The organism is Lysobacter korlensis (genome assembly GCF_042434515.1).
The window spans coordinates 544,156-564,622 of record NZ_JBHLTG010000005.1 but is presented as its reverse complement, the minus strand read 5'-3'; the positions used below and the strand labels follow the sequence as shown (position 1 = coordinate 564,622).

At 68.5% G+C, this 20,467-nt stretch carries 23 protein-coding genes and 3 tRNA genes; 7 read left to right on the top strand and 19 right to left on the bottom strand.

The annotated features are described in order from the left end of the window. Positions 1 to 66: 66 nt before the first annotated feature. From ACFFGH_RS22195 to tilS, 15 genes are all read right to left on the bottom strand, one after another. Positions 67 to 246, bottom strand: coding sequence for a hypothetical protein (locus ACFFGH_RS22195; RefSeq protein WP_386672392.1), 180 nt, complete (start codon positions 244 to 246; stop codon positions 67 to 69). A gap of 9 nt (positions 247 to 255) precedes the next feature. Next, entirely contained in the window at positions 256 to 390 is a 135-nt protein-coding gene (locus ACFFGH_RS22190) for a hypothetical protein (RefSeq protein ID WP_386672390.1), read from the bottom strand. A 4-nt stretch (positions 391 to 394) separates the two neighbouring features. Beyond that, a complete protein-coding gene (lysS, locus tag ACFFGH_RS22185) occupies positions 395 to 1,894 on the bottom strand; it encodes a lysine--tRNA ligase (protein WP_386672388.1) in 1,500 nt (499 codons plus the stop codon). Between the two features lie 120 nt (positions 1,895 to 2,014). Beyond that, on the bottom strand, positions 2,015 to 2,860 hold the full coding sequence (panC, locus tag ACFFGH_RS22180) for a pantoate--beta-alanine ligase (protein ID WP_386672386.1): 846 nt from the start codon (positions 2,858 to 2,860) through the stop codon (positions 2,015 to 2,017). A gap of 81 nt (positions 2,861 to 2,941) precedes the next feature. Next, the gene (locus ACFFGH_RS22175; protein ID WP_386672384.1) at positions 2,942 to 3,652 is read right to left on the bottom strand and encodes a Rossmann-like and DUF2520 domain-containing protein; all 711 of its coding nucleotides are present in this window, start codon (positions 3,650 to 3,652) and stop codon (positions 2,942 to 2,944) included. A gap of 7 nt (positions 3,653 to 3,659) precedes the next feature. Continuing rightward, a complete protein-coding gene (locus tag ACFFGH_RS22170; RefSeq protein WP_386672382.1) occupies positions 3,660 to 5,240 on the bottom strand; it encodes a PH domain-containing protein in 1,581 nt (526 codons plus the stop codon). Beyond that, complete coding sequence (locus ACFFGH_RS22165) at positions 5,237 to 5,842, bottom strand: PH domain-containing protein (RefSeq protein WP_386672380.1); 606 nt, start codon at positions 5,840 to 5,842, stop codon at positions 5,237 to 5,239. Before ACFFGH_RS22165 ends, ACFFGH_RS22170 begins: the two co-directional genes overlap by 4 nt. 52 nt (positions 5,843 to 5,894) lie before the next feature. Continuing rightward, positions 5,895 to 6,365, bottom strand: coding sequence for a DUF3180 domain-containing protein (locus tag ACFFGH_RS22160; RefSeq protein ID WP_386672378.1), 471 nt, complete (start codon positions 6,363 to 6,365; stop codon positions 5,895 to 5,897). Further along, the gene (folK, locus tag ACFFGH_RS22155; protein WP_386672376.1) at positions 6,362 to 6,844 is read right to left on the bottom strand and encodes a 2-amino-4-hydroxy-6-hydroxymethyldihydropteridine diphosphokinase; all 483 of its coding nucleotides are present in this window, start codon (positions 6,842 to 6,844) and stop codon (positions 6,362 to 6,364) included. Before folK ends, ACFFGH_RS22160 begins: the two co-directional genes overlap by 4 nt. Beyond that, positions 6,841 to 7,209, bottom strand: coding sequence for a dihydroneopterin aldolase (gene folB / locus ACFFGH_RS22150; RefSeq protein WP_386672375.1), 369 nt, complete (start codon positions 7,207 to 7,209; stop codon positions 6,841 to 6,843). Before folB ends, folK begins: the two co-directional genes overlap by 4 nt. Next, positions 7,206 to 8,012, bottom strand: a complete 807-nt coding sequence (gene folP / locus ACFFGH_RS22145) for a dihydropteroate synthase (protein WP_386672373.1) — start codon at positions 8,010 to 8,012, stop codon at positions 7,206 to 7,208. Before folP ends, folB begins: the two co-directional genes overlap by 4 nt. A gap of 5 nt (positions 8,013 to 8,017) precedes the next feature. After that, complete coding sequence (gene folE / locus ACFFGH_RS22140) at positions 8,018 to 8,590, bottom strand: GTP cyclohydrolase I FolE (RefSeq protein WP_386672371.1); 573 nt, start codon at positions 8,588 to 8,590, stop codon at positions 8,018 to 8,020. Between the two features lie 2 nt (positions 8,591 to 8,592). Next, a complete protein-coding gene (ftsH, locus tag ACFFGH_RS22135; RefSeq protein WP_386672425.1) occupies positions 8,593 to 10,590 on the bottom strand; it encodes an ATP-dependent zinc metalloprotease FtsH in 1,998 nt (665 codons plus the stop codon). Positions 10,591 to 10,684: 94 nt separating this feature from the next. Continuing rightward, a complete protein-coding gene (gene hpt, locus ACFFGH_RS22130; RefSeq protein ID WP_386672369.1) occupies positions 10,685 to 11,236 on the bottom strand; it encodes a hypoxanthine phosphoribosyltransferase in 552 nt (183 codons plus the stop codon). Between the two features lie 33 nt (positions 11,237 to 11,269). Then, the gene (tilS, locus tag ACFFGH_RS22125; RefSeq protein ID WP_386672367.1) at positions 11,270 to 12,343 is read right to left on the bottom strand and encodes a tRNA lysidine(34) synthetase TilS; all 1,074 of its coding nucleotides are present in this window, start codon (positions 12,341 to 12,343) and stop codon (positions 11,270 to 11,272) included. Positions 12,344 to 12,355: 12 nt separating this feature from the next. Here tilS and ppa point away from each other — a divergent pair, with 12 nt between their 5' ends. Further along, on the top strand, positions 12,356 to 12,880 hold the full coding sequence (gene ppa / locus ACFFGH_RS22120; protein WP_386672365.1) for an inorganic diphosphatase: 525 nt from the start codon (positions 12,356 to 12,358) through the stop codon (positions 12,878 to 12,880). A 19-nt stretch (positions 12,881 to 12,899) separates the two neighbouring features. On the opposite strand, the gene ACFFGH_RS22115 is transcribed toward ppa, so the two are convergent. Both ACFFGH_RS22115 and ACFFGH_RS22110 read right to left on the bottom strand, forming a co-directional pair. Continuing rightward, positions 12,900 to 14,315: a C40 family peptidase gene (locus ACFFGH_RS22115; RefSeq protein ID WP_386672363.1), complete on the bottom strand. Its 1,416-nt coding sequence runs from the start codon at positions 14,313 to 14,315 to the stop codon at positions 12,900 to 12,902. Continuing rightward, positions 14,312 to 15,604 (bottom strand): peptidoglycan DD-metalloendopeptidase family protein, encoded by a 1,293-nt coding sequence (locus ACFFGH_RS22110; RefSeq protein WP_386672361.1) that lies wholly within the window; start codon positions 15,602 to 15,604, stop codon positions 14,312 to 14,314. The genes ACFFGH_RS22115 and ACFFGH_RS22110 overlap by 4 nt, the downstream gene beginning before the upstream one ends. A gap of 252 nt (positions 15,605 to 15,856) precedes the next feature. On the opposite strand from ACFFGH_RS22110, the gene ACFFGH_RS22105 reads away from it, so the two are divergent. The 3 genes from ACFFGH_RS22105 (at position 15,857) to ACFFGH_RS22095 (ending at position 16,130) form a co-directional block, all read left to right on the top strand. Then, positions 15,857 to 15,929: transfer RNA gene (locus ACFFGH_RS22105), tRNA-Glu, on the top strand. Between the two features lie 28 nt (positions 15,930 to 15,957). Then, positions 15,958 to 16,031: transfer RNA gene (locus ACFFGH_RS22100), tRNA-Asp, on the top strand. Positions 16,032 to 16,057: 26 nt separating this feature from the next. Further along, positions 16,058 to 16,130, top strand: a tRNA-Phe gene (locus tag ACFFGH_RS22095). A 3-nt stretch (positions 16,131 to 16,133) separates the two neighbouring features. On the opposite strand, the gene ACFFGH_RS22090 is transcribed toward ACFFGH_RS22095, so the two are convergent. Together ACFFGH_RS22090 and ACFFGH_RS22085 are read right to left on the bottom strand one after the other, a co-directional pair. Further along, positions 16,134 to 17,111 (bottom strand): tyrosine-type recombinase/integrase, encoded by a 978-nt coding sequence (locus ACFFGH_RS22090; RefSeq protein ID WP_386672359.1) that lies wholly within the window; start codon positions 17,109 to 17,111, stop codon positions 16,134 to 16,136. A gap of 81 nt (positions 17,112 to 17,192) precedes the next feature. Beyond that, on the bottom strand, positions 17,193 to 17,567 hold the full coding sequence (locus ACFFGH_RS22085) for a hypothetical protein (RefSeq protein WP_386672358.1): 375 nt from the start codon (positions 17,565 to 17,567) through the stop codon (positions 17,193 to 17,195). A 180-nt stretch (positions 17,568 to 17,747) separates the two neighbouring features. On the opposite strand from ACFFGH_RS22085, the gene ACFFGH_RS22080 reads away from it, so the two are divergent. The 3 genes from ACFFGH_RS22080 (at position 17,748) to ACFFGH_RS22070 (ending at position 20,253) form a co-directional block, all read left to right on the top strand. Then, positions 17,748 to 17,978, top strand: coding sequence for a hypothetical protein (locus tag ACFFGH_RS22080; protein ID WP_386672356.1), 231 nt, complete (start codon positions 17,748 to 17,750; stop codon positions 17,976 to 17,978). Positions 17,979 to 18,527: 549 nt separating this feature from the next. Then, on the top strand, positions 18,528 to 19,304 hold the full coding sequence (locus tag ACFFGH_RS22075) for an abortive infection family protein (protein ID WP_386672354.1): 777 nt from the start codon (positions 18,528 to 18,530) through the stop codon (positions 19,302 to 19,304). 304 nt (positions 19,305 to 19,608) lie between these two features. After that, on the top strand, positions 19,609 to 20,253 hold the full coding sequence (locus ACFFGH_RS22070) for a PIN domain-containing protein (protein WP_386672352.1): 645 nt from the start codon (positions 19,609 to 19,611) through the stop codon (positions 20,251 to 20,253). The last annotated feature ends 214 nt before the right edge of the window (positions 20,254 to 20,467 follow it).

Here is a 20,467-nt window from a genome sequence, read left to right as displayed (position 1 = left end):
GTGGCGACCCGGGGGTGAATCGGTCCGGTCGCCTGAGACCTCAGTCCCGGAGCCGGTCGACTCGGTTCAGGCGTCGCGGGCTGGCAGGCCGGCGCGGGCGCGCTCCTCGGCCTCGATGTCGGCGTAGGCCTTGCGCTCGGAGCGGTCGGCACGGAGGATGCCGCGGATCGTGAACCAGAAGATCAGCCCGACGACGACCGTCGGGATGAGCGAGAAGATGGCGTTCGCCCAGAATTCCTGTGGCACGGCTCCAGCCTAACCTTTGGCCAGGATGCCGAAGATCCCGGTGACCACCAGGTAGGCGCCGATCGCAGCGACGATCACCCACACCGCGACGCGGTTCCAGGTGACGGGCTTGCGGTCTGGGCGGCCGCGCTTCGGTTCGGTCATCGGGTCACTTCACCAGCGGGAACAGGATCGTCTCGCGGATCCCCAGGCCGGTGATCGCCATCAGCAGCCGGTCGATGCCCATGCCCATCCCGCCGGACGGCGGCATGCCGTGCTCGAGCGCGCGCAGGAACTCCTCATCGAGGCGCATCGCCTCGACGTCGCCGCGGGCGGCCTGCTTCGCCTGCTCCACGAACCGCTCGCGCTGGATGACCGGGTCGACCAGCTCCGAATAGGCGGTGGCCAGCTCGAACCCGCGCACATAGAGGTCCCACTTCTCCACCACACCGGCCTTCGACCGGTGCTCCCGCACCAGCGGCGACGTGTCGACGGGGAAGTCCATCACGAACGTGGGCCGCCCGAGGGAGCCCTTCACGTGGTGCTCCCACAACTCCTCGATGAGCTTGCCGTGCGTCGGCAGGTGCACCTCGAGCTCGGCCTCCGCAGCGAGCGCCTCCAGCTCGTCGGATGGGGTCGCCGGGGTGATCTCCCTGCCGACCGCGTCGGAGAGGGACTCGTACATGCCGATCCGGTCCCACTCACCGCCGAGGTCGTACTCCGTGCCGTCCGCCCAGGTGACGACGTGGCTGCCGGTGACGGCGACCGCGGCGTTCTGCACCAGCTCCTGGGTGAGCGCCGCCATCTGCTCGTAGTCGCCGTACGCCTGGTATGCCTCGAGCATCGCGAACTCGGGTGAGTGCGTCGAGTCCGCCCCCTCGTTGCGGAAGTTGCGGTTGATCTCGAACACCCGCTCGATGCCGCCGACGACGGCGCGCTTGAGGAACAGCTCCGGCGCGATGCGCAGATACAGGTCGGTGTCGAACGCGTTCGAATTGGTGACGAAGGGCCGTGCCGCCGCGCCGCCGTGCATGGTCTGCAGCATCGGCGTCTCGACTTCGAGATACCCGTGCGACGCGAATGTCGCACGCAGGGACGTGTTGGCGGCGGCGCGGGCGCGCACCACATACCGGGCCTGTTCCCGAGCGATGAGGTCGAGGTAGCGCTGGCGAACCCGCGTCTCCTCGTTGAGCTCGGCGTGCAGGTTCGGCAGCGGCAGGATCGCCTTGGCCGCGATCCGCCATTCCCGCACCAGGATGGAGAGCTCACCGCGGCGGCTGGTGATGACCTCGCCGCGCACGAACAGGTGGTCGCCGAGGTCGACGAGTTCCTTCCACTCTTCGAGTGACGCCTCCCCCACCTCGGCGAGGGAGACCATGGCCTGGATGCGGGCCCCGTCGCCCGACTGCAGCGCCGCGAAGCAGAGCTTGCCGGTGTTCCGCAGGTGCACGACGCGTCCGGCGATGGACACCTCGACGCCGGTCTTCGTGTCCGGCTCCAGCTCGGGGTAGCGCTGCCGCACCGCCGGGATGGTGTCGGTGATCGGCAGGGCCACCGGGTAGGCGTCGACGCCGGCGGACAGCATCCGCTCACGCTTGGCGAGCCGGACCGCCTTCTGCTCTGAGATCTCCGCAGGCGTAAGTTCGGTTTCCGTGCGTGTGTCGCTCAAGTGATCTCCCGGTTCAGTGCCCCGACCATGCTAGTTGCGGCCGTGGGAGTTCCCGTCCCGGTCGAGTGCGCCCGCTCTGCCGGACGCACTGGGCCGGAATGGGAACAGTCGTGGCGGATGTCAGCGACGGCCGAGCAGGATGGGCGCGTTGTCGATGAGGCGGGTGGTGCCGACGCGGGCGGCGATCAGCACGGTCGCGGGTCCGCGGTAGCCGTCATCGAGCGGGCCGAATGTCGACGGGTCCACCAGGCGAAGGTAGTCCAGCTCGACGAGCGGTTCCCCCATCAGCGCTCCCTGCGCGGCGGCGACCACCGCGTCGATGCCCCGCTCTGCGGCGGACTCGGCGGCCTCGAGCGCCCGAGGGATCACCCGGGCGGCGCGTCGCTCGGCCGGATTGAGGAACTGGTTCCGGCTGGAGAGAGCGAGCCCGTCCTCGGCGCGGACGGTCTCGATGACCTCGATCGACACCGGGAAGTTCAGGTCGCGCACCATCCGCTTCACGAGGAACACCTGCTGGGCGTCCTTCTGACCGAACACCGCGACGCCTGGCTGCACCGCATTGAGCAGCTTCGCGACCACGGTGAGCACACCGTCGAAGTGCCCGGGCCGGGAGCGCCCCTCGAGGGTATCGCCCACCCGCCCGGCCGTCACCCGCGTCTCGGCCACACCGTCCGGGTACATCTCCTCGACGCTCGGGGCGAATACGAAGGCCACGCCGCGCTCACCCAGCTTGGCGAGGTCGTCCTCGAGGGTGCGGGGGTACTTCTCCAGGTCCTCGCCCGTCCCGAACTGCAGCGGGTTGACGAAGATCGACGCCACCACCGTGCCGCGCAGCTCCAGCGCGCGATCGACGAGGGCGAGGTGGCCGTCGTGGAGCGCGCCGAGCGTGGGCACGAGGGCGACGTCCTTCCCGCGGAGCGTCTCGCGTGCCGACGCGATGGTGCCGAGAACGACCGGAAGGGTCACACGGCCTCCTGGGCCTTCGAAGTTCGGGAACGTAACCGATGCTAGTGCGCGGGATCGCGGCAACCCTGCGCGCACCTCGGGTCACAGCTCGTCGGGCGGGATGATGTCCGGGGAGGCGGCCGAGAGCGCGTTCTCGACCGCGGTGCGCATCAGCGGCGCCAGCACGCGACCCGGGTCGGGCACGTGGAGGCCGTCGAGGATGCCGAGCGCCTGCGCCACGATCGCGGTCGGGAACATGGTGGCGGTGGACACCGCCTCGGCCCACGCCGGGCGATCCGCTTCCGCGATGAGCACCGGCTCGGCACCCATCTCGACCACCAGCGCCTGGCCGATCGGCTGCACCGGCGCCGGTGCCGTCACGGCGCAGTAGCTGTCCCGGAGTCGCACGAGGTCGATGCTCGTGCCGGTGAAGCTCATCGCGGGATGGATGGCGAGCGGGATGGCACCGGCCTTCAGCGCAGGCATCAGCACTGAGACACCGACGCCCGGCGCGGTGTGCACGACGAGCTGCCCGGGCTGCCACGCCCCGACCGTCGCCAGACCGCTCACGAGCCCCGAAAGCTCCGGTTCCGGGACGGCGAGCAGCACCAGTTCGCTGCGCTCCACGATCCGCGGCACCTCGAGGATCGGCACCGCCGGCAGCATCGCGTCGGCGCGCTCCCGAGCGGCATCCGACACCGCCGAGATGCCGACGATGGCGTGGCCCGCTCCGGCGAGCGCGGCACCGAGCACCGGACCGACGCGGCCGGCACCGACGATGCCGACGCCGAGCCGCCCAGACCGCTCGGTCACGAGCGGCTCACGAGACGGACTCCCGCGACCGCCAGCGGTGCGAGGTGTCGGACTGCGCCGACTCGATCGCCGCCGTGGCGACGTCCGAGAAGAACCCGAGCGCCGCCTGCCGGTCGACGGCGCCGAGGCGTCCAGAGATCGGGCCGGCCACGGTGTGCAGGTGGACGGCGGCGAGGTCCAGGGCGCGCACCAGCGGACCCTGGGTGATGGCGACGCTCTGAAGCCTGGGCAGCGGCACCAGCACCAGCTCCCGCCAGATCGCACCGCGGCGCAGCACCACGGCGTCGGGGAGGATGGCGAAACCGTTCCGGCGCCGGCTGAACCAGCGAAGCCACACCGCACGCCTCGGCGAGTTGACGAAGCCGTCGCCGGCGCCGCCGCGGGAGACGAGCCCCTCGCGCAGCAGGTCCACCCGCTGCAGCCCGGGAAGCAGCAGCTCAAGCACCCGCATCGCCTCGTCCAGGTCACCGACCGGCAGAAGAACGGAGCGCTGCTGCTGCTGCGACGAGTTCGCCGAGCGCGAGGCCCGGTTCACCTTGATCTGCCACCAGCCGGCGGGGCGCCAGAGGATCGACTGGCTGATCGAGACGGAGTGGATGCGGCCGGGCGGCAGCGTGTCGTTGCTGGTCGAGAGCAGACCGAAGCCGACCCGCACGCCGTCCGGTGTGCTGGCGATCGAGTAGCGCAGCGACTTCGTGAATCGGGAGACGAGGTAGCCGCCGAGGCCGATGATCCCGGGGAAGATGCCGAAGATCGCAACCAGCTCACCGGTCACCGCGACCAGCACGATGGCCGCGATGATCAGAACGACGAAGATCAGCGTCGACTCGCTGAGCACGATGGATCCGGCGAGCCGGCCCGGGTTGATCTTCACGACCGACTCCGAGGCGGCGAGCTTCGGATCGAGCTCGGGAGCCAGCAGTTCCGACACCCGCTTCTCCAGCACGCTGCGGCGTGCCTCCTCCGGCAGGCCGGCGACGCCGGCGGACGACTGCTCCACCGCGCCGGACGCGAGCCGCAGGATCTCGCGCCGGAGGTCATCCGCCTGCCCGGTCGCCAGATACGACAGCTGCACGTTGGCGTCCTGACCGGCCTGGGTGATCTCCAGCTTCGCCGTGCCGAAGAGGCGCGCGAAGAAGGGCCGGTTGATGTTGATGCCCTGCACCCGGTCCAGGCGCGCCTTGCGGTTGGTGCGGAAGACGATGCCGCTGCGCACCTCGACCACCTCCTGCGTCACACGGAAGGTGTGGAACCGCCAGGAGAGATAGAAGCCGAGCACGGACAGCAGCAGGATGACGAGGACCGCGAGCAGCGCCAGCCCCACCAGTCCCTCCTGCACCACGAAGTCGATGGGGTCGCCCTCCGACTGGAAGCCGGGGTCGTCGACGAAGAATCCGAGGATGCGCTCCCGCAGGTTCGCGATGAGAACGCCGATGAGGGCGACGAGCCCGATGCCACCGCGGAGCAGCGGCGTGGCGGGATGCAGGCGGTGCCACTCGCCGTCGGCGAGACCGGTCGGCCGGACCGCCATCGGCGCCGGCGATGCGTCGAGCGGAGGTCCGTCGGCCGGGCCGCCCGGGTCGGTCACAGTCCCGCCCGGCGCGACTCGGCGAGCGCCACGAGCTCGTCCCGCAGATGGTCGGCGTCCGCCTCGGGCAGCCCCGGGATCACGACGCCCGTGCCCGCAGCGGCGGTGACGAACTTCAGCTCGCTGAGGCCGAGGGCACGGTCGATCGGCCCGCGGTTGATGTCGACCAGCTGCATGCGGCCGTACGGCACGGCGACGATGCGGCGGAACATGATGCCGCGCCGGAACAGCAGGTCATCAGCGCGAAGCTGGTAGCCGATGGAGCGCACCCGGCGTGGGGTGAGCGCGACGCTGATCAGGAAGACCGCCCCCAGCACCGCGGCCGGGATCCAGGCGAGCGGCTCCCCGGAGAGGATCGGCCACACCGCGGTGACGCCCGTGGCGATCACGCCGAAGATCAGCAGCCCGACCATGTCGACGACCACGTACTTGGGCGAGACCCGGTTCCACTGCGCCTCGGGCAGTTCGATTGCGCTCACCGTCCCACCGTACTCACCGCAGTGGTCGAGCGCCGTCCTGAGCTCGTCGAAGGTCGGCCCGCCAAGGCAGGATCGACCACGGTGGTCGAGCAGGCCCCCCAGGGCCGTATCGAAACCCGCCACGGTGGGATGGTTCCGAGACGCCGCTTGGCGGCTGCTCGACCAACGAGGCTCGTCAGGCCGCGGTGACTCCCGCGGGGCCGTCCTTGTCCTCGTCCTCCGGCGGCACGGTGCACATCCGCTCGGCGATGAGCCCACCCACCAGCAGGGCGATCGCGCCGCCCGCCGCCGCCAGCGCCATCAGCGCCGAGCCGGGCCCGGGCACCACCGGGCGCGACAGCAGATAGACCAGGATGCCGACGGCGCCGCCGGCGAGCAGCGACGCGGTCAGCGTCGAGGCCTTCGCAAGCACCACCACGCGCATGGCGTAGAACGGGTCCACCCGCGTGCCGTCCTTAACGGCACGACGGACCGGCACGGCGGCGACCACGACGAGCACCGCGAGGATGGTGAGCACCACGGCGAGTGAGTACGGCGGCACCACGACCGGCTCGCCCATCGCGGCGAGGGCGGCGTCGAGGAACCACCCGCCGACGACGCCGATCACGGCGAAGATGATCATGGTGGAGGGCCTGGTGTGCTTCATCCGCCCTCTCCCAGTCGTCGTAGCAGCTCATCGACGCGTCCGCGGCCCGGCAGCTCCGCGTCCGGATCGATCGACGCCCACGGCTCCAGCACGAAGCGGCGCTCGTGCGCCCGCGGGTGCGGGAGCGTCAGCCGGGCGCTGTCGATGACCACGCCTTCCATTGTGACGATATCGATGTCGAGTGTGCGGTCCCCCCACCGCTCGGCGCGCACCCGGCCGAGGTCGGCCTCGATCCGATGCAGCTCATCCAGCAGCGTCTCCGGCGCGAGCGCGGTCGTGAGGATCACCACGGAGTTGAGGTATTTGGGGGCGGTCGGGTCCTCGCCCTCCGGCTTCACCGCGACCGTGTCGATCGGCTCCGAGATCGCCTGCAGCTCCGTGGTGGGCAGGTCGGCGATGCGGCGCACCGCCTCCAGCATGGTGGGCCTGCGCTCACCGAGATTGCTCCCGAGCGCGAGCACCGTCCGCCGGCTGGTCATCGGACCCTCTCCCGCACGACGGTGACCTCGACATCGGTGAACGGCACCGCGATCGGCGCGGCCGGCTTGTGGACGGTCACCTCGACGCGCTGCACGGCGTCGTAAGCGAGCACCAGATCGGCGCAGCGTTGCGCGACGGTCTCGATGAGGTCGACGGGGTCCCGCTCCACCGCGTGCACCAGCGCCTCCGCCAGCTCGCCGTAGTGGACGGTCTCGGTGAGGTCGTCGCTCGCGGCGGCCGGGGCGAGGTCGAGCCAGGCGGTGACGTCGAGGAGGAACTCCTGACCGTCGCGGCGTTCGTCCGGGAAGACGCCGTGGTGGCCGAATGCACGGAGCCCGACGAGCCGGATGCGGTCCCCCGTCATGCGAGCCCCCCGTCCCATGCGTCGACGACGTTCAGCGCGGTGACGGTCGAGGGCACGTCATGCACGCGGACACCCCAGGCACCCGCACGCGCGGCCAAGGCGCTGACGACGGCGGTCGGCGCGTCCCGGTCCTCGACGGACGCACCCTCCGGGAGCAGTTCGCCGAGAAACCGCTTGCGGCTGGCGCCGACGAGCACCGGGTGCCCCAGCGACGCCAGCTCCGGCAGATGCGCGAGCAGCCGCCAGTTGTGCTCGCCGCGCTTGGCGAAGCCGAGTCCGGGGTCGACGATCAACCGCTCGGGGTCGGCGCCGACCTCGATCAGCGCGTCGAGCCGGCGGCGGAGCTCGTCCCTGACGTCGGCGACGACGTCGTCGTAGTCGGCGAGGGTCTCCATGCTGGCGCTCGGCCCGCGCCAGTGCGAGGCGATGAACCACGCTCCGCTGTTCACGACGACGGCCGCCATGGAGGGATCCGCGAGGCCACCGGAGACGTCGTTGATGTACGCGGCGCCGGCCTCGACGGCGGCGGCCGCGGTGGACCCGTTGAGGGTGTCGACACTGACGGTCACACCGGCGGCCGTCAACTCCGCGATCACCGGCACGACACGCTCGCGTTCGACCTCGGGAGGGATCCGGTCAGCGCCTGGACGGGTCGATTCCCCGCCGACGTCGACGAGGTCGGCGCCCTGCCGGTGCAGCTCGATTCCGCGGGCGATCGCCGCCGCCGGGGCATCCCACCGGCCGCCGTCACTGAACGAGTCCGGGGTGACGTTGAGCACACCGACGATGAGCGGTCGCGGCATCCGGGTCACGCCCCACCCGCCGTGATGAGCGCCATCGCCTCCGCCCGGCCCTCCTGCGTCGCGAGCGAACCGCGGCTCGCGACCGTGACGGTGCTGCTGCGGGCGGCTCGCGGGCCGCGGGTGGAGACGCAGTCGTGCTGCGCGTCGAGGACGACGAGCACGCCCCGCGGCTCGAGGCCGGCCTGCAGCGCGTCGGCGATCTGGTCGGTGAGGCGCTCCTGCAGCTGCGGACGGCTCGCGAGTGCGTCGACGACCCGCGGGAGCCGTCCGAGGCCGGCGAGCCGTTCCGCCGGCACGTAGGCGACGTGGGCGACGCCGGTGAACGGCAGCAGGTGGTGCTCGCACATCGACCGGAAGTCGATCCCGCGCATGAGCACCAGCTCGCCGGTCTGCTCGCCGGCCGGCACTCCGTTGCCGAGCTCCGCAGCCGGGTCCGCGTCGAGGCCGGAGAAGAACTCGGCGTACGACTGCGCCACCCGGGCGGGCGTGTTCACGAGCCCCGGGCGCGCGGGATCCTCGCCGATGGCGGCCAGGAGCTCTGCGACCGCCGCCTGGATCCGCTCGCTGTCGACGGCCAAGGCTATGCGGTGGCGATGCCGGGCGACTTCCGGGGCCGTGTGGTGCGGCGGGGCGCCCCCGGGTCGGAGTCCACGCCGCCGTCGACCATGCCCGGGTCGATCGGCGCCTTCGCAGGGATCGCGACGGGCGGCTGATCGGAGATCGGCCGCTTGTCGCTCGAGAGCCACTGCGGGCGCTCCGGCAGCTTCCGCACGTCGGCGAAGATCTCGGCGAGTGCGTTGTGGTCGAGCGTCTCGTGTTCGAGAAGCGCGGTCGCCAGCCGGTCCAAGATGTCGCGGTTCGCCGTGAGCACCTGGTACGCCTCGTCGTGCGCCTGCTCGATCAGCTTGCGCACCTCACCGTCGACGCGTTCGGCGATCGACTCGGAGTAGTCGCGCTGGTGGCCCATGTCGCGCCCGAGGAACACCTCGCCGCTCGACTGGCCCAGCTTCACCGCACCGACGTGTGCGCTCATGCCGTACTCGGTGACCATCTTGCGGGCGATCGCGGTGGCCTTCTCGATGTCGTTCGACGCACCGGTAGTCGGGTCGTGGAAGATGATCTCCTCCGCGACGCGGCCGCCCATGGCGTACGCGAGCTGGTCGAGCAGCTCGTTGCGGGTGACGGAGTACTTGTCCTCGAGCGGCAGCACCATCGTGTAGCCGAGCGCGCGACCGCGGGGCAGGATCGTGATCTTCGTCACCGGGTCGGTGTGGCGCATCGCCGCGGCGGCGAGGGCGTGACCGCCCTCGTGGTACGCGGTGATGAGCTTCTCCTTGTCCTTCATCACGCGGGTGCGGCGCTGCGGGCCGGCCATGACCCGGTCGACGGCCTCGTCGAGCGCGTCGTTGGTGATCTTCTGCCCGTTCGATCGGGCGGTGAGGAGCGCCGCCTCGTTGAGGACGTTGGCGAGGTCCGCTCCGGTGAAGCCCGGGGTCTTCCGGGCAAGCACCTCGAGGTCGACGTCGGGGTCCATGGGCTTGCCCTTGGCGTGCACCTCGAGGATCGTCTTGCGGCCCAGCAGGTCGGGGGCGTCGACGCCGATCTGGCGGTCGAAGCGGCCGGGACGCAGCAGCGCCGGGTCGAGGATGTCGGGCCGGTTGGTGGCGGCGATCATGATGACGTTGGTCTTGACGTCGAAGCCGTCCATCTCGACGAGCAATTGGTTCAGCGTCTGCTCGCGCTCGTCGTGGCCGCCGCCCATGCCGGCGCCGCGGTGGCGACCGACGGCGTCGATCTCGTCGACGAAGATGATGGCGGGGGCGTTCTGCTTCGCCTGCTCGAACAGGTCGCGCACCCGGCTCGCGCCGACGCCGACGAACATCTCGACGAAGTCCGATCCGGAGATGGAGTAGAAGGGCACCCCGGCCTCACCGGCGACGGCGCGGGCGAGCAGGGTCTTGCCGGTTCCGGGAGGACCGTACAGCAGCACGCCCTTCGGGATGCGCGCGCCGAGCGCCTGGAACTTGGCCGGCTCCTTGAGGAACTCCTTGATCTCCTCGAGCTCCTCGACCGCCTCGTCCGCGCCCGCGACATCCGCGAACGTGACCTTCGGGCTCTCCTTCGACACCAGCTTCGCGCGGGACTTGCCGAACTGCATGACGCGGTTGCCGCCACCCTGCACGCGCATGAACAGGAAGTAGAAGATGACGCCGATGATGAGGAACGGCAGCAGGATGCTCAGCAGCGAGGTGAAGAAGTTCGCCTGCGGCACTTCGTCGTCGAAGCTCGCATCGGAGGCGTTGATCGCGTTCAGCACCTCTTCGCCGCGCGGAGCGACGTAGTAGAACTGCACCCGCTCGCTCGCCTCGAACGGCTCAGCGAGCACGAGGTCGACTCGCTGCTCGATGTCGACGATCTTGACCTCTTCTACGCCGTTCCCGCGCAGCAGGTCGAGGCCCTCTTGCGTGGTGATCTCGCGGAAGCCGTTGACGTTCAGCAGGTTGAACCCCAGCAGCAAGGCGAGGGCGCCAAGGACGATCCAGACGATCGGTCCTTTGAATATGCGCTTGAAATCCATGGTGGTCACAGGCTACCCCTCTCCAGCAAGCGGCTGGCCAGTGTTCGCCGCAGGGGGAACGGTGCGAGAGGCACCTTGGCGGCGGCCTAGAAAATCACTCGTAGACGTGGGGAGCGAGCACCGCCACGCCCTTCAGGTTCCGGTAGCGCTCCGCGTAATCCAGGCCGTACCCGACGACGAACTCGTTCGGGATGTCGAAGCCGAGATACTCCACGTGCACATCGACCTTCGCGGCGTCGGGCTTCCGCAGCAGCGCGCAGATCCGCACGGAGGCGGCGCCGCGGCGTTCCAGGTTCTGCAGCAGCCACGACAGGGTGAGTCCCGAGTCGATGATGTCCTCGACGATGAGCACGTGCCGCCCGGTCAAGTCGGTGTCGAGGTCCTTGAGGATACGGACCACGCCGCTCGACTTGGTGCCGGCGCCGTAGGACGACACCGCCATCCAGTCCATGTCGATGTGGATCCGCAGTTCGCGGGCGAGGTCCGCCATCACCATGACGGCACCCTTCAGCACGCCGACGAGCAGCGGCCGCTGGTCGTCGTAGTCCCTCTCGATCCGCCGAGCGAGCTCCCCGATCTTCCCGGCGATCTGCTCCTTGCTGATCAGCACATCGGTGAGGTCGTCGCGGACGTCGTCGAGTTCCATGCGGTCCCTGTTCGTGTTCGGAGGGTTCGGTGTTCAGGATGCGTCGTCGTCGTCGCGTGCCGGAGCGGGCGTGGACTCCACCGCGGTGAACAGCAGCAGGTCCGCCTCGCGTTCCACCCTAACGCCGGGCAGATGGACGGGACCCTGGCCGTGCCAGTCGGTGACCAGACGGGCGACCTCGAGCGTCTGCGTGCGGCTCAGCGACACATGGAACTCGCCGAGCACGGCGAGGCGGATCAGTCGCTGGCGGAGGGCCGGAGGGTTCGCCGCGAGTGCCCGGACCGGCAGCGACAGGCCCGCCTCGGCGTGCTCCACCAGCTCCTCGGCGACCTCCTCTGCGAAGTGGTCCAGAGCGGCCGCGTCTTCACGCAGCTGATCCGCCGTGCGGGCCAGCGCCTCCGCGACGCCCGGACCGAGCTCCCGTTCGAGCACGGGCAGCACCCGTTCACGGACCCGCACCCGGCCGTACACCGGGTCGGCGTTGTGTGGATCGGTCCACGGGCCGAGGCCCGCATCGGCGCACGCCTGCAGCGTCGTCGCACGGCGGATGCCGAGCAGCGGCCGTCGGTACACCCCGTTCAGCTCGTCCATGCCCTTGAGGCTTCCCGCACCGCTTCCCCGAGCGAGTCCGAGCAGCACCGTCTCGGCCTGGTCGTCGAGGGTGTGCCCGAGCAGCACCGCGGCGGCGCCCGTCCTGGTGGCCGCGCGTTCCAGGGCGGCGTAGCGTGCGGTGCGTGCCGCTGCCTCCGGGCCTCCGCGGGCGCCGACCGTGACGCGTTCGATCCGGACGGGGTCGAGGCCGAGCTCCTGCGCCTGCGCCCGCGCCTGGTCGGCCACCGCATCCGAGCCCGGTTGCAGCCCGTGGTCGACGATCACGGCGCCCGCGCGAAGTCCGGCTCGCGGTGCCTCGAACGCCGTGGCGGTGGCGAGCGCCAGTGAGTCCGGTCCCCCGCTCAGCGCGACCAGCACGAGCGACCCAGGTTCGAGGTCGGCGAGCGAGCGTCGGACCGCCCGGCGGAGGTCCGCGACCGCAGGCGTGAGTCTCGGACGCCGCTGCGCCGGCCCGCTCACGGCGGACGGATCCCCCGGCGGGCGCTCGGACGTCATCCGCTAACGTTATTGCGTTCCAGACCCGGCAAGGAGAACCCGCATATGGCCGACTACGACGTCGTGATCGAGATCCCGAGAGGGAGCCGCAACAAGTACGAGGTCGACCACGAGACCGGCCGGGTCTTCCTCGACCGGGTGCTCTTCACACAGTTCGTCTACCCGACCGAGTACGGCTTCTTCGAGAACACCCTCGGCCTCGACGGCGACCCGGTCGATGCGCTGGTGCTGCTCGAGTATCCGACGTTCCCCGGTGTCGGCATCAAGGTGCGCCCGGTCGGCGTCTTCAACATGACGGATGAGGCCGGCAGCGACGCGAAGGTCGTCTGCGTCCCGCACAAGGACCCGCGCTGGCAGCACATCCAGGACATCACCGACGTTCCGGAGCACGTGCGCAGTGAGATCGAGCACTTCTTCGAGCGCTACAAGGACCTCGAGCCCGGCAAGTGGGTCAAGACCGAGGGCTGGGGCGACGCCGCCGAGGCTGAGGCGATCGTGCAGGCCGGTCTGAAGGCCTACGTTCCCGGGGCGCACTGACCCCTGGCAATAGCTCGGCTCAGCCGGTGGGGCGACCCGCCTGACTCCAGAGCTCGCCGTAGCGGACCGGCACGATGCGCACGGTCTTGCCCGGATACGGGGCCTCGATCATCTGACCGCCGCCGATGTAGAGGGCAACGTGGTAGAAGTCGCGCCCGCCGCTCGAGGTGTACCAGAGCAGGTCGCCCGCCTTCATCTGCGCGAGCGGCACCAGGCGGCCCTGCCCCTTCATCGTGAAGTACTGGTTCGTCGATGAGTGGCTGCCGATATAGACGCCGGCCGCGTTGTAGCTGTACTTGGTGAGTCCGGAGCAGTCCCAGCCGGGGTCACCGGTGCCGCCGAGCACATACGGGTCGCCGAGCTGCGCCTTCGCGAACGCGATGGCGGTCTGCACCTTGCCGGCGTTCGGCGGCGGCGGCGCCGGGTTGCTGGGTGGTGGGTCGCTTGGCGCCGGGTTGCTCGGCGCGGGATTGCTCGGCGCCGGGTTGCTCGGCGCGGGGTTACTCGGCGCCGGGTTACTCGGCGCAGGATTGCTCGGCGCCGGGTTGCTCGGCCCAGGATTGCTCGGCGCCGGGTTACTCGGCGCAGGATTGCTCGGTGTGGGATCCGGGTTGTTCGGCTGCGGGTTCTGCTGCCCGCCGCCGGGCCTCGGAAGGGTCGGCAAGGAGGGCGTGGGGACCGATTGGAGTCCTTCGGCGAACTCCCGTTCGATCTCCGCGGTGGTGCCCTTGAGCGATGCCAGCTGCGCGTACAGCTCGTCGGACGCCTCCTGCTGCTCGACCACCAGATCCTCCGCCGCGATCGCCGCGGACTGGGCGTCGGCGAGCATCTGCTTGGAGTCGTCGAAGAGCTTCGCCCGTTCCGTCTCAGCGGCCCGCGCCTCCCCGGTGAGCGACCGGGCGAGGTTGCGGTCGGCGATGGCCTTCTCGTAGATGGTGGCGGACTGCTCAGTCAGCTTGCTGAGGGCGCCCAGCCGGGCGAGCAGGTCGCCGTCCTTCGATTCGTCGAAGAGCAGCCCGACGGTGACGTCGCCGCCGCCGGTCCGGGCCAGCTGAGCGATCATCGCGCCGGCACGCTGCGCCGATTCCTTTGCGCGGGCGGCGGCGTCCTTCGCGTCCTTCTCCAGCCGCTCAGCGCGCGCGGTCGCGGCATCCAGATCGTCGAGCGCGATGTTGTAGCGCTCGGCCGCCTGCATGGCAGATCGGCCGGCGTCCTCCGCCGCGGTTCGCAGCGACGTCAGGAGCCCCGAGATCTCCGCGATCTTCGCGCGTGCCTGCTGCTCGTTATCGCGAGCCGCCTCGACCTCGTCCCAGGTGGGGTAGTCGGGCGCCGCCTGCACCGGACCGGCCGCGCCCACCGTGGTGCCGAGCGCAGCGGTCACCGCGAGCGCGATCGCGCTCAGCGGCTTGGTCCGGGTGGAGACGGAACTGCTCAAATCGATCCTCCGCGACTGCGCACGAAGGCGATCGGATCGGTGACCGCGCCATGGATTCGCACCTCGAAGTGCAGGTGGCAGCCGGTGGAGTTGCCGGTCGTGCCGGTGAGCGCGATCAGCTGCCCCGGCGCGACGTTCTGGCCCCAGCCGACCTTCACCGCGCCGTGCGCGATGTGCGCGTAGCGGGTGCTCACGCCGTCGCCGTGGTCGATCAGGATGTGATTGCCATAGCCATACGGGCTGTAGCCGATGAATGAGACGGTGCCGCCGGAGGCCGCGTAGATCGGCGCACCGCAGTAGCCGGCCGCGATGTCGGTCCCGTAGTGGAACGCGGGCGAGGTCGGGGTCGGCTTCGGCCGGTAGCCGTAGTTGCCGCTGATCCAGCCGGGTGACGGCCAGGTCCAGCCTCCGGAGACGCCGGGCTTGACATTGCCGCCTGCGCCGGGGCCCCACTGCTCGGCCAGTTCTTTCTCCCGCTCCAGGCGAAGTCGCTCCTGCTCGGCGCGAATTCGTTCCTGTTCGATGCGGAGTCGTTCCTGCTCGGCCTGGTAGTCCGACCAGGCGGCGTTGATGTCCGACTCGCGGTCCCTCAGCGCGGCGAGCTGCGCTTCCATCTCCGCGGCGTGCGCCTCCTGCTCCGCGAGTGCGGCCTGCGCCTCCATGGCGGCGGCCTCGGCGATGATCTTCAGCTCCTCGGCCTCCTTGCGGGCCGCCTCGCGGACTTCCCTCGCCGCTTCCGCCTCGTCGGTGAGTGCCTGCGCGGTGTTCTTCTGCTGGATCGCCAGCGTGTAGATGGCCTCGGTCTGCTGCGAGAGCTGTCCGGCGCGGCTGAGCATCTGCAGCAGGTCATCGGCGTTCTCGGCGTCGGCGAAGAGCGATGCTCCGACGTCGCCGCCCCCGAGGCGCGCGGACTGGGCAACGAGCCGGCCGGCCTGCAACCGGGACTCCTCGGCCTTCTTCTTGGCCTCATCGGCCTCCTGCTGGAGCGCCTCGGCCTTCATGTGGGCGAGCTGGAACGCCTCATCGGCGGCGACCCACACCTGGTTCGCCTCGCTGGCGGCAGCCGCGGCGGCCGCAGCGGCGCCGCGGAGCTCTTCGAGCATCCCCTCGATGCGCGTGATCTCCGCCTTGGCGGACTTCACGTCGGCGCGCGCCTCGCGCACCTCGTCCCACGTCGGCCAGTCCTTCGCGAACGCGGGCGCAACCGGGCCCGCCGCGATCGCGGTGCTGACCAGCACGGCGGCCACGGCGAGCGCGGCAATCAGTCGCATGCCGCGCGTGCGCGACATGACGGTTCCCCCACGGAACTTCGTGTACATAATCCCCGACCTGCAGTCCTCCGGCGGCTGACGTTAGCGTGACGTCAACTGCGTCCGGATCCCCCCGAACCCAAAGGTTCAATAACAGCTTGAACCCTACGTGCCGTTTTCGCAAAGTCCCCCGTCCGAGGGCCGTGTCGCGGCATCCAGGGCGTTTTGGCTTTTCCAGGCCCCTCTCGTATGCTTGAGCGTCGGTTGCTTTGACGCTCACCAGAGCGTCTCGGCCCCATCGTTCAGTGGCCTAGGACTCCGCCCTTTCACGGCGGCAACACGGGTTCGAATCCCGTTGGGGTCACGGAGCATCCATAATTGAATAGCAGCATGGCCCTGTAGCGCAGTTGGTTAGCGTGCCGCCCTGTCACGGCGGAGGTCGCGGGTTCAAGTCCCGTCAGGGTCGCGAGATGCGACATGTGCGTATCGTCAGGCTCTGTAGCTCAGTTGGTAGAGCGTTCGACTGAAAATCGAAAGGTCACCGGATCGATGCCGGTCGGAGCCACTTCTAATTTCCCAGGTCAGCCGCCGATTTAGCCGGGCTTTCACCCCCTTGAAGTTGACCATTCGATTGGGCGTAATACGCCGTGAGTGCGGCACCGCCACGCCGCGCGGCATCGCGCCGGGTGTCCGCGTAGCGTTGTGTCGTTGCAAGGTCTGAGTGGCCCATGATCGCCTGCACGTCCGTTGCTGGAACGTTGGCCAGGAATAGGTGCGTCGCAGCCGTGTGCCGCAAGTCGTGCCAGTGCAACGCGGGTTCACCAGGCGGGAACGTCTTCACTCGATCGCGGACACCGTGCCAGTCGAGCGCCCTCGAAAGGTTCCCCGACGAGAGAAACCCGCCGCGCGGCCCGGTGAACAGGTAGTCATGATCGCCTTTGCCCTCCATCGCTGCTAGCAGCTCGGGCACGAACGGTTCAGGCATCGGGACGTCGCGCACCCGGCGACCTTTGGTCGGCCCGACGACGATCTCGCCATGCCGCCCCGGTGAGGCGGTCCGCTGCACGCGGATCGTCAGCCCTTCGAGATCAACGTCGGCCACGCGCAGCCCCGCGACCTCACCGAACCGACAGCCCGTGTAAAGCATGGCCAGTACGAAGCGCCGATAGCAGCCGTCGCGCGGCAGCACCGCGAGGAGTCGGTCGACCTCGTGCCGGCTCAGCGCCCGCGACGTGGGATCCCCCGATTGCAGACGGCGGTATTCGACCCCGACGCACGGGTTCGCTGCTATCAGCCGCGCCTTGAGCGCCGCGCGGCACAGAGCCGAGAGCATCGCCACGGCATCCTTGCGCGTCGACACCGCGCCCGACCACGTAGCGAACGCGAGTTCCACGTCGAACGGAGTCAACTCCGACAGCTCGCGCGTGCCGAACGTCGGCCGGACACGCCGCCGCCAGGCGACTAGATATCCGCGCGCCGTTCCATCAGAGAGCAGGGACGCGACCGCGGGCCATAGCCGCGCGAATGCCTCATTGACCGTCACCACGGACGGCCCTGCCCGGCCCCTTGATTTAGTAACACATTTGAAGACTAGAACAGACGCAGCTGGCTAGTCAAGAAATCGTGACTAGCCGTCCCGTTGCTCGACGCGCGCCTTCATGCCCTCTGCAAACGCCACCGGATCGACCGTGATGCCAGGGATTTCGAAAACGTCCGGGTGTTCTTTGAAGACCTCGCGGAACATCGCAATACGCCGATACATCGCCGGGCGACTTAGCCCCAGCGCCTTCTGCGTCCCCTCGAACCCGCCGTTCAGTCGCCACATAACCCAGAAGCCGAAGACGTCCAGGAGGCTCGACGCGGCATAACCCTTGAGCGCTGCTTTCAACGCCGGGAATACCGCAAATAGCGGCTTGTTCGCTGAGCGATTCACGCGATAGTACGCGGCCCACGCCTGTTCGAGCGCGTGCTTCGCGTTGCCCTCGCCCTCTGGCGATGGCATTCGCTCACTACGAAAATCCGCCACAGCATCACCGTCCGCTAGTTCGACACTCTGCGACTACAGCCTAAGACGGAGTACCGACGAACCGACGTCAGACGATAGTGCCCGGCACGGCTCACCTAGTGCTTCTCGCCCGGTACCCCAACAATGAGAGCTCAACGGACTTGTTCGGGAGGCAACATGAGCGATTTCGATAACGTCCCAGAGCCGACCGCTTCGCAGGCGCGTACCTTCGGATGGACCTCCGCTGCGTGCGCGGTGTTGTCCACGGTTTGGGTGGTTGCTGTGCTGGTGATCTTGGGCGTAATGCACTCACCCAACCTTCTCATCTCCCTTTCCTTCGCCGCGGCAATAGGGGGCACCATCATCGCCTTCATCGGCGGTTTCGTGCTCGGGCGAAATCCGAAGTGACGTGCCCTTCCCGAAATTTCCCACACAGGATCAAGAGCGCGCCTTCGGCGCGCTAGGTGCGCTTCGATGGCAACGTTGCTGTGCACGGTCTGATGCGCGCCGCGCAGCCTACCCATGCTCGGAGGATCAATGGATAACCGCGGTCCCTCCTGGCCGGTATCTCTGGAGGGCTATCGCGACTTCCTCATCGCGTCCGGAAAGTCGGCCGGCACAGTCACATTGCGCCTTCACCACCTTCGTCGGTTCGCGCGAGCGCAGCAAGCCAATCCTGGACAGGTTCGTCCAGAGCACGTGGTCCGTTTCCTAGGTAAACCGAACTGGTCACCCAACACGCGTCGAGGCGTTAGAGCGAGCATGGTGAGCTTCTTCGGTTGGGCCCACCGAACGGGCGCGATCCCCAGTGATCCCACAACGGCGTTGCCCTCGTTGCCCGTACCACGGAGCGTCCCAAGACCTGCCGCTCGTAGGGCGGTAAATCAAGCACTCAAGAACGCCGACCCACGCGCGGCCTTGATGATTCGCCTTAGCGCCGACGCAGGCCTCAGCGCTATGGAAATTGCGACTTGCAGGTCGGCGGACATTGAGCAACACGACGGCGACTACTTTCTCCGGGTTCTCGGGAAGGCCGGCGGTATCCGCCTAGTTCCCGTACCTCCACCACTGGCCGGCGACATTCTCAGCAGTCCGGGAGAGTACCTATTCCCCGGGCGGATCGACGGGCACGTATCTGCGGCCTACGTAGTGAAATTGGTTTCGCGTGCGTTGCCGGCGGGCATGACGAGCGAGCAGCTGCGGCAAGCGTTTCTGACTTCCGCGACGGGGCGCCGGGTTCAGAGTTGGCGCGACGGCGGCCCGTACCACTCACCGGACGAGTCCGCTCTTCTTGAGCATCCAGCGCTTGCTGACAGTAAGGCTCTGCACCAGCACCTCCGCCGTATCGCACGCGACATCGACCGGGATCCGGCGGCAGCTATCTCTGAATGTAAGAACCTGCTTGAAGGCCTATTCAAACAAATACTGACGGACTGCAATGTGGAGTTCACACATCGCGACAGCATGCCGACGCTGTATGGCAAGGTCGCGCAGGCACTCACACTGGAGACGAACGCAGTCGACGGCCACCTCAAGGGGTCAGCTGCCGTTGCAACCGCCATGCAGGGCCTCGCATCCACAGTTCTCGGCATCACTCAAACCCGGAACGCGGTCGGGACAGGACATGGGCAACCGGACATCAGCCCCGCTGAACCGCGCCACGGCCGTCTCGCTTTCAACGCGACAGTCGCCGTCGTGGAGTTCGTAGTACAAACCTGGCAAGCGAAGCTCTAGCGCTCATCCCGAGGGGTCCCAGCGCTACTAGGCTTCGGGCCCTTTGTCTGAACCTGGAGCCAAGCGCTGGACGGCCCGAAGCCTAGTAGCGCTGGGAGTCGTACTTGTGAAGAACCGCCGTCAATTCGGGGCATTGCTAGTCAATAAGGCACAAGTCGCCCATACTGGGGTCATTCGCTCGCGGCGAACTGGTATCAATCACAACTGTCAATGTGTAAGTATGGAGCCATAACTCCCCACCGTCCTCCGGGACTGGTGGGGCTTTTTTTACCCCGGGGGGCCAATGCCGGACCTACGCGCCGCTGTGATCATCGACTACCAGAACGTTCACCTCGTTGGGTTGAACCTTTTCGAGCCGTATAAGGCACCGCACGAGTGTCTAGTGCATCCGCTGCATTTCGCTAATCAACTGGTGATCCGGCGCAATGGAAACCAGCGCCCCGGAATGGCAGACGCTGTACTGAGCAAAGTGCTGGTGTATCGCGGGCTGCCGTCCGCTGAGGTGGACGCCAAGCCGTACGCACGAAACCTGGCCCAGAAGGCGGAATGGGAAAGCGACCCTCGCGTCGCCGTTACCCACAGACCGCTCAAGTACACCTACCAGCGGACCGCCGATGGTCGAAAAGCAACTGACGTGTACGGGCGGCCGATCGTCACAGGCAAGCAAGAGAAGGGCATCGACGTGCTGTGCGCTCTCGCGCTTGTGCGCGAGGCTCAGAACGATGCGATCGACTTGGTGATTCTGGCCTCGCAAGACACCGACTTAGAACCGGCGCTGGACGCCGCTCTTGATTTGGGGACGGCAAAGGTGGAGACCGCGTCGTGGTTCGACGCGGCGAACTACAGGGCGAGTAAGGAAATCCGACCGGCCCGACCACGTCGCATCTGGAACACCCGTCTTACTGCCACGTCGTTCTGGACGTCCTACGACCAGAAAAACTACGACTGAACCACTCGGCGGGCGGGATCAGCTGCAAGTGCTGATGGCTGATCCTCAATTGGGCAGATACCCGTCGACCGTCCGAGCGCCCGAACCGTCCGGGCATCCCACCGAAGCCGTCAGCGTCGCCCCTCCGCTCCGGGCGTCAACCCTGCTGCGCATCCATAGGACTTCGGGGTTCACGCCCTCCGCTCACGGTGCTGTGCCTCTGGCTATCGGTGAG